General features: G+C 66.4%; 15 protein-coding genes. 12 read left to right on the forward strand and 3 right to left on the reverse strand.

Annotation, left to right across the window (positions count from 1 at the left end; all coding sequences use genetic code 11):
• Nucleotides 1-4 precede the first annotated feature (4 nt).
• The 9 genes from ACWEQQ_RS16220 to ACWEQQ_RS16260 are packed head-to-tail and all read left to right on the forward strand — an operon-like array spanning nt 5 to nt 9,418.
• Nucleotides 5-856, forward strand: coding sequence for an MlaE family ABC transporter permease (locus ACWEQQ_RS16220; protein ID WP_452338245.1), 852 nt, complete (start codon nt 5-7; stop codon nt 854-856).
• Nucleotides 857-872: 16 nt separating this feature from the next.
• Nucleotides 873-2,117, forward strand: coding sequence for an MCE family protein (locus ACWEQQ_RS16225; RefSeq protein ID WP_452338244.1), 1,245 nt, complete (start codon nt 873-875; stop codon nt 2,115-2,117).
• Nucleotides 2,114-3,145: an MCE family protein gene (locus ACWEQQ_RS16230; protein WP_452338243.1), complete on the forward strand. Its 1,032-nt coding sequence runs from the start codon at nt 2,114-2,116 to the stop codon at nt 3,143-3,145. Before ACWEQQ_RS16225 ends, ACWEQQ_RS16230 begins: the two co-directional genes overlap by 4 nt.
• Complete coding sequence (locus ACWEQQ_RS16235) at nt 3,142-4,203, forward strand: MCE family protein (RefSeq protein ID WP_452348756.1); 1,062 nt, start codon at nt 3,142-3,144, stop codon at nt 4,201-4,203. The genes ACWEQQ_RS16230 and ACWEQQ_RS16235 overlap by 4 nt, the downstream gene beginning before the upstream one ends.
• The gene (locus ACWEQQ_RS16240) at nt 4,200-5,447 is read left to right on the forward strand and encodes an MCE family protein (protein WP_452338241.1); all 1,248 of its coding nucleotides are present in this window, start codon (nt 4,200-4,202) and stop codon (nt 5,445-5,447) included. Before ACWEQQ_RS16235 ends, ACWEQQ_RS16240 begins: the two co-directional genes overlap by 4 nt.
• Nucleotides 5,444-6,688: an MCE family protein gene (locus tag ACWEQQ_RS16245; protein ID WP_452338240.1), complete on the forward strand. Its 1,245-nt coding sequence runs from the start codon at nt 5,444-5,446 to the stop codon at nt 6,686-6,688. The genes ACWEQQ_RS16240 and ACWEQQ_RS16245 overlap by 4 nt, the downstream gene beginning before the upstream one ends.
• Nucleotides 6,685-8,094 (forward strand): MCE family protein, encoded by a 1,410-nt coding sequence (locus ACWEQQ_RS16250; RefSeq protein ID WP_452338239.1) that lies wholly within the window; start codon nt 6,685-6,687, stop codon nt 8,092-8,094. Before ACWEQQ_RS16245 ends, ACWEQQ_RS16250 begins: the two co-directional genes overlap by 4 nt.
• Nucleotides 8,091-8,933 (forward strand): hypothetical protein, encoded by an 843-nt coding sequence (locus tag ACWEQQ_RS16255; protein ID WP_452348757.1) that lies wholly within the window; start codon nt 8,091-8,093, stop codon nt 8,931-8,933. The genes ACWEQQ_RS16250 and ACWEQQ_RS16255 overlap by 4 nt, the downstream gene beginning before the upstream one ends.
• On the forward strand, nt 8,930-9,418 hold the full coding sequence (locus ACWEQQ_RS16260) for a h domain protein (RefSeq protein ID WP_452338237.1): 489 nt from the start codon (nt 8,930-8,932) through the stop codon (nt 9,416-9,418). The genes ACWEQQ_RS16255 and ACWEQQ_RS16260 overlap by 4 nt, the downstream gene beginning before the upstream one ends.
• 75 nt (nt 9,419-9,493) lie before the next feature.
• On the opposite strand, the gene ACWEQQ_RS16265 is transcribed toward ACWEQQ_RS16260, so the two are convergent.
• A complete protein-coding gene (locus ACWEQQ_RS16265; RefSeq protein WP_452338236.1) occupies nt 9,494-9,859 on the reverse strand; it encodes a hypothetical protein in 366 nt (121 codons plus the stop codon).
• 391 nt (nt 9,860-10,250) lie between these two features.
• On the opposite strand from ACWEQQ_RS16265, the gene ACWEQQ_RS16270 reads away from it, so the two are divergent.
• From ACWEQQ_RS16270 to ACWEQQ_RS16280, 3 genes are all read left to right on the forward strand, one after another.
• Nucleotides 10,251-11,192 carry a 3-oxoacyl-ACP synthase III family protein gene (locus ACWEQQ_RS16270; RefSeq protein ID WP_452348758.1) on the forward strand — a complete coding sequence of 314 codons (942 nt, stop codon included), beginning with the start codon at nt 10,251-10,253 and terminating at the stop codon, nt 11,190-11,192.
• Nucleotides 11,193-11,217: 25 nt separating this feature from the next.
• Complete coding sequence (locus ACWEQQ_RS16275) at nt 11,218-11,955, forward strand: SDR family NAD(P)-dependent oxidoreductase (protein ID WP_452348759.1); 738 nt, start codon at nt 11,218-11,220, stop codon at nt 11,953-11,955.
• Nucleotides 11,956-12,150: 195 nt separating this feature from the next.
• Nucleotides 12,151-13,122 (forward strand): oxidoreductase, encoded by a 972-nt coding sequence (locus ACWEQQ_RS16280; RefSeq protein WP_452348842.1) that lies wholly within the window; start codon nt 12,151-12,153, stop codon nt 13,120-13,122.
• 57 nt (nt 13,123-13,179) lie between these two features.
• On the opposite strand, the gene ACWEQQ_RS16285 is transcribed toward ACWEQQ_RS16280, so the two are convergent.
• Together ACWEQQ_RS16285 and ACWEQQ_RS16290 are read right to left on the reverse strand one after the other, a co-directional pair.
• Entirely contained in the window at nt 13,180-14,661 is a 1,482-nt protein-coding gene (locus ACWEQQ_RS16285; protein ID WP_364606162.1) for an alpha,alpha-trehalose-phosphate synthase (UDP-forming), read from the reverse strand.
• A gap of 3 nt (nt 14,662-14,664) precedes the next feature.
• Nucleotides 14,665-14,832: a hypothetical protein gene (locus tag ACWEQQ_RS16290; RefSeq protein WP_167659823.1), complete on the reverse strand. Its 168-nt coding sequence runs from the start codon at nt 14,830-14,832 to the stop codon at nt 14,665-14,667.
• Nucleotides 14,833-14,897 lie beyond the last annotated feature (65 nt).

A 14,897-nucleotide genomic window follows, 5' to 3' on the forward strand; every position in this document is an offset into this window, starting at 1 on the left:
TCAGATGGCTTTCGTGATCCAAAGTCGTTTCCCGAAGGTAGCCAACCGTTTTCGGCGCTTCTCCGCGGCCCTCGACTCGATCGGCAAGCACGCGGTCTTCTACGCGCGCTCGATCGGCTCGGTCCCCAAGGCCCTGGTGCACTACCGGACCGAGACCATTCGCCTGATCGCCGAGATCTCCATGGGCACAGGCGCGCTGGCCGTGATCGGCGGCACCGTCGTGATCGTCGGCTTCCTGACGCTGGCGGCCGGCAGCACCATCGCCGTGCAGGGCTACAGCTCGCTCGGCAATATCGGCGTCGAGGCGCTGACCGGCTTCTTCGCCGCCTTCATCAACGTTCGCATTGCGGCGCCGGTGATCTCGGGCATCGGCCTGGCGGCGACGCTGGGGGCCGGTACCACGGCACAATTGGGGGCCATGCGCGTCTCCGAAGAGATCGACGCCCTGGAGGTGATGGCCATCCGGCCCGTCCCCTTCCTGGTGGGCACCCGCATGCTGGCGGGCATCATCGCCATCATCCCGTTGTACTCGCTGGCGGTCATCGCGTCGTTCATCGCCTCGCGCTTCTCGACCGTCGTGATCTACGGCCAGTCGGCCGGTGTGTACGACCACTACTTCTCGACCTTCCTCATCCCCAGCGACATCCTCTGGTCCTTCGCCCAGGCGATCTTCATGGCCATGGCCGTCATGCTGATCCACACCTACTACGGCTACAACGCCGCGGGCGGACCGGTCGGTGTCGGTGTGGCGGTAGGCAATGCGGTGCGGGCCTCGCTGATCGCGGTCGTCATGGTGACGCTGCTGATGTCGCTGGCCATCTACGGCACCTCCGGCAATTTCCATCTCTCCGGGTAGGGGCGGGACACACGACATGGTCCAACAGCAAGGCGGCGTGGTGAACCCGATCGGTTCACCGTTCGTCCAGAAACCGAAGCCCAAGCCCTACCTCGAACAGGGGTGGGTCATCCGGCTCGCCGGGGCCGGCCTGGTGCTCACCATCGTGGCGGCGGTGGCGATCTGCCTGGTCGCCTTCGCGGGCGGCTTCGACAACACGGTCAAGGTCACCATCGCCTCCCCGCGCGCGGGCCTGGTCATGGACAAGGACGCCAAGGTGAAGATCCGCGGCGTCGAGATCGGCCGGGTCTCCAAGATCACCGACGGCCCGGACGGCGCCCGCATCGATCTCGCGGTCGATCCGGACAAGCTGAAGATGGTGCCCGCCAACGCTTCCGTCGACATCAACTCGACTACGGTGTTCGGCGCCAAGTACGTCAACTTCATCGAACCGCAGAACCCCTCCACCGATTCCCTCGAGCCGGGTGCGGTGGTGCAGGCCGGTGCGGTGACGGTCGAATTCAACACGCTCTTCCAGCATTTGAACGATCTGCTGGCGAAGGTGCAGCCGGAGAAGCTGAATGCCACGCTGACCGCGCTGGGCACCGCTCTGCAGGGCCGCGGCGACAAGCTGGGCCAGCTCATGGTGAACAGTGACGACGTGCTCAAGAGCCTCAATCCGAGCCTGCCCGACCTGCAGCGCGATCTGCAGACCTCGGTCGGCGTCACCAACCTGTACGCCGATGTCGCGCCGGATCTGTTGCGCACCACCGGAAACGCGGCGACCACCGGCGGCACCATCGTCGACGAGAAGGACAACTTCGACAAGGTGCTGCTGAACCTGGTGGGCCTGGCCAACGACACCGGCGGCGTGCTCTCCGACAATGAGAAGGCCCTGGTGGACACCCTCGGTGTGCTGCGCCCGACCACCGAACTGCTCAACGAGTACAACCCGGCCCTGTACTGCCTGGTCGTCGGTGCGGCCAACGCACTGCCGGACGGCAACCGCATCTTCGGTGGTGACGGCCCGTACGTGACGCTGAACGCCGGCTTCATGGGTGGCGGCACGCCGTACTCGTACCCGAAGGATCTGCCGAAGGTGAATGCCACCGGTGGCCCGCACTGCGAGAACATTCTCGATCGGGTGCCGGGCAGCCACTCCAACTTCCTCGTCACCGACACCTCCGAAGGTGAGGTGTGGACGCCGCCGACGAGCACCAGCCTCAACGGTCCGCGGGTGTTCCAGCTGCTGTTCGGCGATGTTCCGGGGGTGGGCAAGTGAAGTTCAAACCGCATGGCACCACGGTGAAGCTGAGTATCTTCGCCCTGATCATGGTGCTGGTGCTGGCCGCGCTCGGGGTGGTCTTCAGCGAGGTGCGCTTCTCCCGCGCGACCGGCTACCACGCGATCTTCGCCAGCTCGTCCGGAATGCTGCCGGGCGCGAAGGTGCGCATCGCCGGTGTTCCGGTGGGCTCGGTGAGCCGCGTCTACGTGGGCAAGGACCATCTGGCGCACGTCGACTTCGACCTCGACCGTCAGTACCGGATCTACTCCGGCACCCAGGCCGCGGTGCGCTACGAGGACCTCGTCGGCAACCGCTACCTGGAACTGATGGACGGCCCGGGCACGGCGCAATCGCTGGGCAAGGGCGCCACCATCCCGATCGGCCAGACCAAGCCCGCATTGGACCTGGACTTGCTGCTCGGCGGCTTCAAACCGCTGCTGCGCGGCCTGAATCCGGACCAGGTGAACGATCTGACCGGTGCGCTGCTGCAGGTGTTCCAGGGTCAGGGCGGCACGCTGGTGTCGCTGCTCAACAGCGGCGGCTCCTTCACCAAGACCCTCGCCGATCGGGATGCCCTGATCGGCAGCGTGATCGAGAATCTGAAGACGGTGCTCGGCACCATCGATCAGAACAACGCGGACTTCCAGACCACGCTGACCGAATTGCAGCGGCTGGTCAGCGGGCTCGCGGCGGACAAGGATCCGATCGGTGACGCCCTGCCCCGATTGGCCGGGGCGACAGGCGGTCTCCAGGATCTGCTGATGCAGACCCGCCCGGATCTCAAGGCGGACTTCCAGCAGCTCGGCACGCTGTCGCAGAATCTCGACGACCGGAGCGACGACGTCAACTACGTCCTGAACCTGCTGCCCGAGACCTACAAGAAGCTGATCCGGATCGGCTCCTACGGCTCGTTCCTGAATATGTTCGTCTGTGGCGCGGCCCTGATCGTGGACGCCCCCGGCGGCGGCACCACACGGATCACCCTGCCGGGCGGTCAGAACACCGGAAGGTGCGCGGCAAATTGAACCAACAACGCTCACCGCTGATCAATATCGGCGTCGTCGGCATCGTGCTGGTGGTTTCGATCTGCTTGACCGCCTTGCAGTTCGACCGGCTGCCGTTCATCCGCTCGGGCGCGCAGTTCAGCGCCTACTTCGCCGATGCCGGCGGGCTGCTGCCCGGCGACCAGGTGCAGGTGGCCGGCGTGAAGTCCGGCAAGGTCGAGTCGGTGAAACTGGACGGCGCGAAGGTCAAGGTCCGGTTCAGCCTCGACGAGGCGATCGTGCTCGGCACCAAGACCACCGCGGCCATCAAGACCAACACCGTGTTGGGGCGCAAGTCGCTCGAGGTGGTGCCGACCGGTGACGGCGCGCTACGTGAGGATCAGACGATCCCGTTGGAGCGCACCACTTCTCCGTACTCGCTCACCGACGCCCTCGGCGATCTGGCGACCGACGTGAAGGGCATGGACACCGACCAGGTCAACAAGACCCTGGACACCCTGTCCGAAGCCTTCAGCGACACCCCGGGACCGCTGCGCTCGGCGCTGGACGGCGTCACCGCGCTCTCCCGCAGCCTGAACGCTCGCGACAAGGCGCTCACCGATCTGCTCTCGCATGCCCAGAACGTCACCAAGGTGCTGGGCGACCGTGCGCTGCAGATCAATTCGCTGCTGGTCGACGGCAATACCCTGCTCGGCGAGCTGGACGCCCGCCGCTCGGCACTGAGCCAGCTCATCGTCTACATCAACGGCCTGGCGCAGCAGCTGACCGGCTTCGTCACCGACAACGAGGCCCAGCTGAAACCGACGCTGGACAAGCTGAATTCGGTGCTGGCGCTGCTGATCAAGAACAAGGAAAACATCGGCAAGGCGGTCGACGAGCTCGGCCCGTTCGAGGCCGCGCTCGGTGAGCAGGTCGGCTCCGGACCGTACTTCCAGGCCTACCTGTCCAATGGCGCGAGCCCGGCCCTGCAGGTTCTGGTCGACTCCATGGTCTGGCCGCAGCATCTGCCCGACTCGCTGCAGAACATGCTCAACGGCGCCTTCCAAGTTCAGACCAACCCCCAGGAGCCGCCGCGATGAACGCCATTCGCAAGCTGCCGCGGTGGACCAAGCTCACGGCCCTGGCCGTGGTGGTCGTGCTGGCCGGGTGGCTGGTATACGGACTCGTCTCCGATATCGGCAAGAAGCACATCACCGCGTACTTCCCCTCGACCAACGGCCTCTACGCCGGTGACGAGATCCGGGTGCTCGGCGTGAAGGTCGGCCGCATCGATTCCATCGATCCCGGCAAGGACCGGGTGACCGTGAAGATGACGGTCGACCGCGGTGTCGACGTTCCTTCCGACGCCAAGGCCGTCATCATCTCGCCGTCGCTGGTGTCGGCGCGCTTCATCCAGCTCGCGCCCGCCTACACCGGCGGCGCGAAGATGGGCGACGGCGCGTCGATTCCCGTGGAGCGCACCGCCGTTCCGGTGGAATGGGACGACATCAAGGCCGAGCTGACCAAGCTGTCCACCGCCCTCGGCCCGATCGGCGAGGACAAGCAGGGCTCCTTCGGCCGGGCCATCAATACCGCCGCCGACAACCTCGGCAATGGCAATGCCCAGGCCTTCCGCGACACCCTGAAAGAGCTGTCCAGCACGCTGAGCACGCTCTCCGACGGTCGCACCGACCTGTTCGGCACCATCCAGAACCTGCAGAAGTTCGTCGATGTGCTGTCCAAGTCGAACGATCAGATCGTGCAGTTCGGCGGCCGGTTGGCCTCGGTCTCCTCGGTGCTCGCCAATGTTTCGACCGATCTCGGTTCCGGCTTGGACAATCTCGACTCGGCCATCGGCGATGTGAAGCGGTTCCTGGACGAGCGCGGCGGCGCACTGACCGAGAGCGTGCAGAAGCTGGCCGACGCCACCCAGATCCTCGCGGACAAGAAGCCGGAACTGGAACGTATCATGCACTCCGCCCCGACCGCGCTGGCGAACTTCTACCAGCTCTACAAGCCCGCGCAGGGCACGATAACCGGCGCCCTGGGCGCACCGAACTTCGCGAACCCGACCGCATTCCTGTGCGGTGGCGTCGAGGCCGACCCGGTCAACGATTCCCAGCACAGCGCCGAGCTGTGCAAGCAGTACCTGGCGCCCGTCATCCAGTCGCTGATGATGAATTATCCTCCGCTGCTGGTGAATCCGGCGACCGAGCAGAACGCGTTCCCGAATCAGCTCACCTACAGCACGCCGGACCTGGCCAACCGGGCCCCCGCGGCCGACGGTGCGCCGGTCGCCTCGCCCAAGTCCCTCGCCGATCTGCTGACTGGAGGTGGACGATGACCAGTCGCCGACGAATTCGCCTGGCGGGCACGGCGATCAGCCTGGTCGCGCTGTTCGGTGTGGGCGGTTGCTCCTGGGACGGCCTGAACTCGGTGTCCATGCCGGGTGCGCCCGGCACCGGTGCGGGCGCCTGGCACGTGCGCGTCCAGATGCCGAATGTGACCACACTGACCCGTAATTCGCCGGTCATGGTGAACGACGTGGCGGTGGGCTCGGTCACCGGGATCGAGGTCGAGAACTGGCACGCCCTGGTCACCCTCTCCCTGGACAAGGGAGTCACGTTGCCCGCCAACGCCATCGCGCGCATCGGGCAGACCAGTCTGCTGGGCTCCAACCACGTGGAGCTGGCCGCACCGGCCGATCAGCCGGCGCAAGGCCGTTTGCAGGACGGGGACCTGATCCCGCTCGACCGCGCCGCGGCCTACCCGACCACCGAGCAGACGCTGTCCTCACTGTCGGTGGTGCTCAACGGCGGTGGCATCTCCCAGGTGGAGACGATCACCAAGGAACTCGACGCCACCTTCAAGAACCGCACCGATTCGATCCGGGATCTGTTGCCGCAGTTGAATCAGCTGACCACCACCCTGGACAAGCAGACGGCCGACATCATCGCCGCCATGAGCGGGTTGGACCGGTTCGCCGGGGTGTTCGCGCAGCAGAAGGACGATGTCACCAAGGCCATCACTCAGATCCACCCGGCGCTGACCGTGCTCGCCGACCGCCGCGAGAACATCACCAAAGCCATTACGGCACTGGGTGGTTTGAGCGACACCGTGCAGAAGGTCATCGATCAGGGCGGCGACAACCTCAAGGCGGACCTGTCCAACCTGGAGCCCGCGCTGCAGTCGCTGGCCTCGACCGGCGGCAAACTCGCCGAATCGCTGCAGTGGCTGCTGTCGTTCCCGTTCCCGATCAAGAACATCGACAAGGTCATCAAGGGCGACTACATGAACCTGTTCATGACCGTCGACCTCACCGGCGCCCGGCTGGACTCGAACTTCCTCACCGGCACGCCGCTGGGCGGCAGCCTGGGCGGCGCCCAGGCCACCCTCGGCACCGGGATCACCGGAGCGAAGACCCCGCAGGGCATCGGCGACCCGCTCACCGATCCGTTGAAGACCGCGCCACAGCCGACCACGCCGCCGCCGACCCCGAGTATCGCCGGGCTGCCGCCGATTCCAGGTCTGCCGGCCATTCCGGGCCTGACCGTGCCCGCACAGCAAGGGGGTGACGGGAAGTGAAGCTCACCAAGTTCGTCAAGGTGCAGCTGGCCATCTTCTCGGTGCTGACCGTGATCGGCCTGACCGTCATGGGCGGCGACTACGTGAAGCTCCCGGCCATGCTGGGTATCGGAAGGTACGGCGTCACCGTGCAATTGGCCGCGACCGGCGGCCTGTACCCGACCGCCAACGTGGCCTACCGCGGCACCAATATCGGCAAGGTGGAGGACGTCAAACTCACCTCGGCCGGTGTGGACGCCAAGCTCTCCATCGACAGCGACTACAAGATCCCGTCCGATGTGACCGCCTACGTGAAGAGCGTGTCGGCCATCGGTGAGCAGTTCGTGGATCTGGTTCCGGCCGATAATCCCAAGGGCGGCAACCTGCACGACGGTTCGGTCATCCCGGTGGAGCAGACCAAGCTGCCGCAGGACGTCGGCGCCATGCTCGACCAGGCCGACCGGCTGCTGTCCACCGTCGCGGATACCAAGCTGCAAGAGGTCATCAACGACGCCTTCGTGGCCTTCAACGGCGCGGGGCCGGATCTGCAGCGCTTCATCGATTCGGCGTCGCTGCTGGTGCAGTCGGCCAAGGACAACACCGACGCCACCAAGGATCTGCTGGACAAGATCGGCCCGCTGCTGGACACCCAGAACCAGACCTCGGACGATGTCCGGGCCTGGACCAGGGATCTCGCCGCCGTCACCGACCAACTGCGCGAACATGATCCGTCGCTGAAGGCGATCCTGCAGAAGACGCCGTCCACGCTGGACAAGGTCAACTCGACCTTCCAGGACCTGAAGCCGACCCTGCCGATCATGCTCGCCAATATGCTCAGCGTCGGCCAGGTCGGGCTCACTTATCACGCCGGGCTCGAGCAGGTCCTGGTCATCTATCCGCCGCTGCTGTCGGGACTGCTGACCGCCATTCGCGGGCCCGTGCAGTACGGCGCCATGGTCGACTTCATGCTCGGCCTGAACGACCCGCCGGGTTGCACCACCGGCTTCCTGCCGGCGTCGGAGCGACGCTCGCCCGCCGATACCTCGCAGATCGAAACCCCGAGCAACATGTACTGCAAGGTGCCGCAGAACGCCAAGGAGGCCGTGCGCGGTATCCGCAACACCCCGTGTGTGGATGTGCCGGGCAAGCGCGCGCCGACCCCCGAGCTCTGCCACGATCCCAACGGCTACCAGCCCGAGGGCGACAACCCGCCGTTCGGTCCGCCGAACAAGGTGGACAACAATGGGCAGCCGCTGGACAAGCTGCTCGGCGACCAGAGCGCACCCTTCATCGCACACGAGGATCCGGGCACCGGTACCTTCGTCGGACCTGATGGTCACGTGTACCGTCGGGGAGACGTCAATGCAGATGGTTCCACCAGGGTGCCGTCGAGCTGGCAACAGCTGCTTCAGGAGCCAACGCCATGAGCGAAACCCCAGCAAATCGAACCCGCACCCGGCGACGCGTTGTGCGGCAGGCGGGCCCGCCCGTCGAGGATGATCGCGCGGGCATCGAGGTCCAGCAGACCTCGGTCGCCGCGATGAGCCCGGAAACGGCAGCGGCCGTGGCGTCGAGCCCGGCCGCCGAGCCGGAGCCGGCGGTCGCGGACGTCGCGGATGTCGAGGCGGTCGCGGACACCGCGTCCGCCGCCGCCGAATCCGTCACCGCCGAGCCGGAATTCGTGGTCGCGGTGGTCGAGGACGCGAAGCCGGCCGTCGACGCGCCGGCCGAATCCGCAGGCGGCGAACCGAAGTCGAGTTTCCAGCGGGCGCGGGCCTCGCTCGGCTGGGCGGGCTCGATCGCCGCGGTGGTCGCCCTGTTCTCCACGCTGGTGCTGATCGGTTCGGGCGGCCTCTTCTACTACCACCAACAGCATGCCGACGACCTGAGCGCGCGGCGCGCCGAATACATCCAGGTCGCCAAGCAGGCGTACCTGGACATGGTCACCGTCAAGGCCGACACCGCCGGGCCCGACCTGGACCGGCTGTTCGCGGTAGCGGGCGGCGGCCTCAAGGACGACCTCGCCGCCAATAAAGACAGCTACAAGAAGGTCTTCGAGCAGATGAAGGTGCAGTCCTCCGGCAAGATCATCTCCGCCGCCATCGAGAGCGACAGCGCCGATTCGGCCAAGGTGCTGCTGCTGGCCCAGCAGACCGTGTCCAATGCCGCGTCCAACGGTCCGATGCAGAAGGACTACCGCTTCCGAGTGACCGTGAACCGCAGCGGCGGCACCGTGACCGCCTCGTCGTGGGAGCTGGTGCCGTGAAGATCAATGCCCGTTCCATCATGATCGCCGTCGCCGGCGTGCTCCTCGTCGCCGCCGTGACGGTGGGATCGCTCGTCGCCGACCGCTTCTGGTCCGACCGTACCGCTGAACGAAACCGCACTTCCGCAGCCGCTTTCGCACAGGACACGGTCGAGGACCTCTTCACCTACAACTACGATTCCGCCGAAAAGGAACTGCCGAAGGTCGCCGACCGGCTGTCGGGCGCCTACCGCGATTCCTACATGAAGGTGATCAACGAGCAGGCCATTCCCGCGGCCAAGGAGAAGAAGCTCAACGTCCAGACCATCGTGCAGGCGACCGGCGTGATCGACTCCACCCGCGACGGCGCGACCGTGCTGGTGATCGCGGATCAGCGCTTCTCGAGCGCGGATTCGGCACAGGAGACGCTCGCCAGCGACCGTCTGCAGGTGCAACTCTCGAAGAAGGACGGCCACTGGCTGGTCTCCGACATCAAGACGGTCTGAGCCACCGACACCGGCGGAAGCGCGGAACCTCTGTGCATCAGAGGTTCCGCGTTTCGTGTTCTACCCCAAGTCGACTCACACAGACGGCTTTTCTGCGACGGCCACGATGTAGTCCAGCCAAGGGGCCCGGAACGAGACTCCTCTGCTACCGAAAAACATTCGAGTCAACGGATTGATTCGCTTCGTTTCCGGCTGCCTGGACCTATTGCTGACAAATTCCGCATATTGCGGGAAGACGTGATGGCGGATGGAGTAGACCCCGACATCTTCGAAGCCGGCTGCTATGAGCGCTTCGCGGTATTCCTCCGCATTAGTATGGTTTTGGCGGGCCGTCGTGAATATGCCGTGCACCACCTTGCCCCGTAATCCGTTGGGGCTGCTCGGGACATGCTCGTCCGCGAGCGGCGCAACGTCGGCGTGTGCACTCTCGACGAAATCCACTGCAGTCCAAGAAGCGAAACGTGACCTAGTCAAAAGATGTCTGTGAGTCCATATGTGTTTGGTCACAGCGGATTTGCCGAACCAAGCTCTGCATCAAGCTGTAGAACGAGTTACAGTGGCGACGGAGTGGGTGGGGGGGTCATGGGTGTTGAAAGTCGCTGAGACGCAATAGATCTGCGCATGGCCAGCGGCAATTGGAGACGGTCGGCCGTGAAACTGGTTGGCGGAGTAGCACAGTCACGCGCTACGCCGATGAGAGAGGTTCTATGGATATGCTGCGGTGTCCCGTACGCCGATTCCCTTCGGGGACAACGAGATCACTGGGTCTGGAGGTGTGCTGGCACGGCGGATCGGCGGTCTGGCAGCTGGCCGAACTACCGGTGTGCCTGTGATGGCGGTCGGTATTCTGCGCACCGGCGCCTACCTGCCGCCCGCCGAGATCGGCAATGCCGCCATCTCGGAGTGGGCGGGCACCACCCCGGAGTGGGTGGGGGAACGTACCGGGATCGACACCCGCTGCTACGCCGGCGCGGAGACGGCCACCTCCGATCTGGCCCATCGAGCCGCCCTGGACCTGCTCGGGCCCCGGGAGACCTGGCCGCGGATCGGCAGCGTCATCGTCGCCACCTCGACCGGGGATCAGCCGCAGCCCGCGACAGCCGCTGCGCTGCAACACAAATTGGGGCTCAGCGGCATACCCGCCTTCGATCTGAACTCGGTGTGCGTCGGCTACCTCTTCGCCCTGACCGTCGCCGCCGGACTGCTGGAACGCGAGGGGGAGCGGGCGGACCCGGCGCTGGTGGTCGGGGCCGACATCTACTCGCGGATCATGAACCGCGCCGATCGCAAGACCGTGAGCTTGTTCGGCGACGGTGCGGGCGCGACCCTGGTCGGACCGGTGCCGCCGGGCTACGGGTTGCACGCGAGCCGTCTGGTCACCAACGGTGAATTACGTTCTCTCGTCGAGGTTCCCGCGGGCGAGCGGCTGTTCCGGATGGACGGCCGTGCGGTGCGCGACTACGTGCTGACCATGCTGCCCAAACTCATCGCGGAGGCGCTGGCGGAATCCGGCTTCACGCTCGCCGAGATGGACCGGATCATCCTGCACCAGGCCAACACTCGGCTGCTGGAGACCTGTATCCGGGAACTCGGCATGGATCCCGGCCGGGTGCCGCTGACCGCTCCCCGCTACGGGAACACCGGCGCGGCCTCCATTCCCATCACCCTGCACAGCAGCCATCTCGAACGCCCGCTGCAACGCGGTGAGCGCATTCTGCTGGCCGGCGTCGGCGGCGGCATGAGCGCCGGGGCGGCGGTCCTGACGTGGTATTGACCCGAACGAAATCGGAGGACTCGTGATGCGGCTCGAAGGAAAGGCCGCCGTCGTCACCGGCGGCACCCGGGGGCTCGGCTTCGCGATCACGAAAGCGTTTCTCGCGGAGGGCGCGTCGGTCATGTGCTCGGCGCGTACGGCCGGGGACTACCAGCTCCTCAAGGAGGAATACCCGGACCGCTGCCTGTTCCATCCGGCCGATGTCACCGATCCGGCGGCGGTCGAGCAGCTGATGGCCGCGGCCGCGGAATCGCTGTCCGGACTGGACGTGGTGGTGGCCAATGCCGGGGTGAGCCGGGACGGGCTGATCGAGCAGCTCGACCCCGAGGACTGGAACGCCATGGTGACCACCAACCTCACGGGAACCTTCCTGTGCACCCGCGCGGCTGTGTCGCACATGAAGGAGCGGGGCGGGGTGATCATCAATATGTCGTCGTCCATGGCGACCCGGATCGCGAAGGGCGCGGCCGGCTACAGCGCCACCAAGGCCGCCATCGAAATGTTCACCCGCACCAGCGCAATCGAACTGGGGCAGTACGGAATCCGGGTCAACGCCCTCTCGCCCGGCATTCTCGACGCCGGCATGGGCGGTCGGCTGGCTGACAACGACCGGGTCTGGGCCGCCTACCGCAAGCGGTTCGCCCTGGGCCGGGCCGGACGGGTCGAGGAGGCCGCGCAGGCGGCCGTATTCCTGGCCTCCGACGACGCCTCCTACGTCAACGGGGCGATTCTCGATGTCAACGGAGGTTTGATGTGGGCCTGACCGACCCGCGCAACCCTGGACGCGGCTGGTGTTCACCGGTGATGCTCGGCCTGTGGCGCAGGCTGCCGCTGGTCCGGAACCACCGCCATCTGATCGCGCGGCTCACTTTCGCGTAGGGGCCGCGGCTCGGCGCGGCTGCGGCCCACCGGGGACCGGGTTAAGGTCACAGAGTTGAGTGAAACCCGACCGGTCAGGATGCAGCACGTGGAGAACAAGAAGGCGCCGTGGACCGCCGCCGACATCCCGAATCTGCAGGGGCGCACCGCCATTGTGACGGGGGCCAGTGCCGGGCTGGGGTTGGAGACCGCGCTGCGGCTCGCCGAACACGGCGCCCGGGTGGTCCTCGCCTGCCGCAACGCCGACAAGGCCGCGGCCGCGGCGGAAACCATCCGCCGGACCACGCCGGACGCCGACTTGCCGTTCGTGGAACTGGATCTGACGTCGCTGAAATCGGTCCACCGGGCCGCGACACGGCTGCACGACGACTTCGGGCAGATCGACCTGCTGGTGAACAATGCGGGCACGCTGAGCCGGGAGCGGACCGTCACCGAGGACGGGTTCGAAACCACCTTCGGCACAAACCATCTGGGCCCGTTCGCATTCACCGGACTCCTGCTCGATCTGCTGCACGCGGCGCCGCAGGCCCGCGTCGTCACGGTGACCAGCGGGGTCCCCGCGCAGAAGGGCACCTGGCTCGACCTCGACGACCTCACCTACGAGCGGCGCACCTACAAGGCATACCCCGCCTACGCGCAGTCCAAGCAGGCCAACGCCAGCTTCGCATTCGAACTGCAGCGGCAGCTCAACGGCACCGGCAGCCCGCTGATCTCGGTGCTGGCCCACCCGGGCGCCGCCGAATCCGACTTCGCCCAGAACTTCGGTCCCGCAGTCGCCTTCCTGTCCCGGCCCTCACTGCGCTGGGTGTTCCGGATCGTCATGCAGACCGTCGAGATGGGTGCGCTGCCGAGCCTGCGCGCCGCCACCGACCCCGGCGTGCGCGGCGGTGACTTCTACGGCCCCACCGGCTCGACCAAGGGCTACCCGGTGCCGAACGCGGCCGGGGACCGCACCCGCGATCCCGAGCTGGCGGCCCAGCTGTGGGCCGAATCCGAACGGCTCACCGGAGTCACCTACCGGTTCGACCAACTCGACGGCGAGGCGGACTAGGCCCGATATGCCGAACGCCCCCTGAAATCCTCAGGGGGCGTTCACCTTACGACCGGGTCAGCGGCTCAGGTCCGGATCCACGTCGTCGTCGGTCAGCAGGGCGCTGCCGGCGACGCGATCGGTGGCCAGGGCGTCGAGGAAGGCACGCGCCCACCGGTCGACGTCATGGGTGAGGACCTGGCGCCGCATCGAGCGCATCCGGCGGCGACGGGTGTCGCGGTCGTCGTCGATCGCGCCGATCAGGGCGTCCTTGACGCTGTCGAGATCGTGCGGATTGCACAGGTAGGCCTGCCGCAATTCCGCTGCCGCACCGGTGAATTCGCTCAGCACCAGCGCACCGTTGAGGCTGCCCTGACACGCCACGTACTCCTTGGCGACCAGATTCATGCCGTCGCGCAGCGGCGTCACCACCATGACATCGGCGGCCACGAAGAACGCGATCAGCTCGTCGCGCGGGATCGGGCGGTGCAGGTAGTGCACCACCGGATAACCCACCCGGGAGAACTCGCCGTTGATCCGGCCCACCTGGCGTTCGATATCGCCACGCATCTGCTTGTAGGACTCGACCCGTTCCCGGCTCGGCGTGGCCAGCTGCACCATCACCGTGTCCGCCGGATCGATGCGGCCGTCGTGCAGCAGTTCCTCCAGCGCGGCCAGCCGGATGTCGATGCCCTTGGTGTAGTCCAGGCGGTCCACACCCAGCAGGATCGTCTTCGGATTGCCCAGCTCCGCACGGATTTTCGCGGCCCGCTCCCGCACCCCGCGGCGGCGCGAATATTCGTCCAGCTCGGTGGAGGTGATGGAAATCGGGAACGCGCCCACCCGCACGGTGCGGAAACCCACCTGCACCACACCGAGTTTCGAACGCACGCCCACATTGCCGCGCGACGTCGGCTGGCCGGCCAGCCTTCTGGCCAGATACAGGAAGTTCTGTGCGCCGCCCGGCAGGTGGAAGCCGATCAGGTCGGCGCCCAGCAGGCCCTCGACGATCTCGGTGCGCCACGGCATCTGCATGAACAGTTCCACCGGTGGGAACGGAATGTGCAGGAAGAAGCCGATGGTCAGATCGGGCCGCAGCATGCGCAGCATCTTCGGCACCAGCTGCAACTGGTAGTCCTGCACCCACACCGTCGCGCCCTCGGCGGCCACCTTGGCGGTGTACTCGGCGAAACGGCGGTTCACCTGGACGTACGCCTGCCACCACTGGCGGTCGTAGACCGGCCGCACGATCACGTCGTGATACAGCGGCCACAGCGTCGCGTTGGAGAAGCCCTCGTAGTAATCGGCGACCTCGTCGCCCGACAGCGGCACCGGATGCAGTTCCAGACCGTCCTCGACGATCGGATCCAGATCCACATCCGGGACGCCGGCCCAGCCGACCCAGGCGCCTTTGTTGTTGCGCAGTACCGGTTCCAGCGCGGTCACCAGGCCGCCGGGGCTGCGCTTCCAGCGAGTGGTTCCATCGGGCAGTCGCTCCAGATCGACCGGAAGCCGGTTGGCGACGACGACGAAACCGGAGCCGGAGCTATCCGGGTGCACGGGTCATTCGCCTCGCGTCGGAGCGATGCCCAGCATGGACAGCAGCATGCGGCACTCGTCGGCATCGGTGGCGTAGGCGGCCACCACGCGCTGGGCCTGTCGAGCGGTTTCGTCGGCGAGCGGTTCCAGATCGTCGTCCGCGATGTCGTTTGCGCCGGTCTTCGCGGCCATCTCATGTCCTCTCGGGGAAGTCTGCTCGGTGCGAGGAGTCCATCGTATCTGCCAGGAAAGTCGAG

The sequence above is a fragment of the Nocardia sp. NPDC004123 genome, from assembly GCF_053603795.1.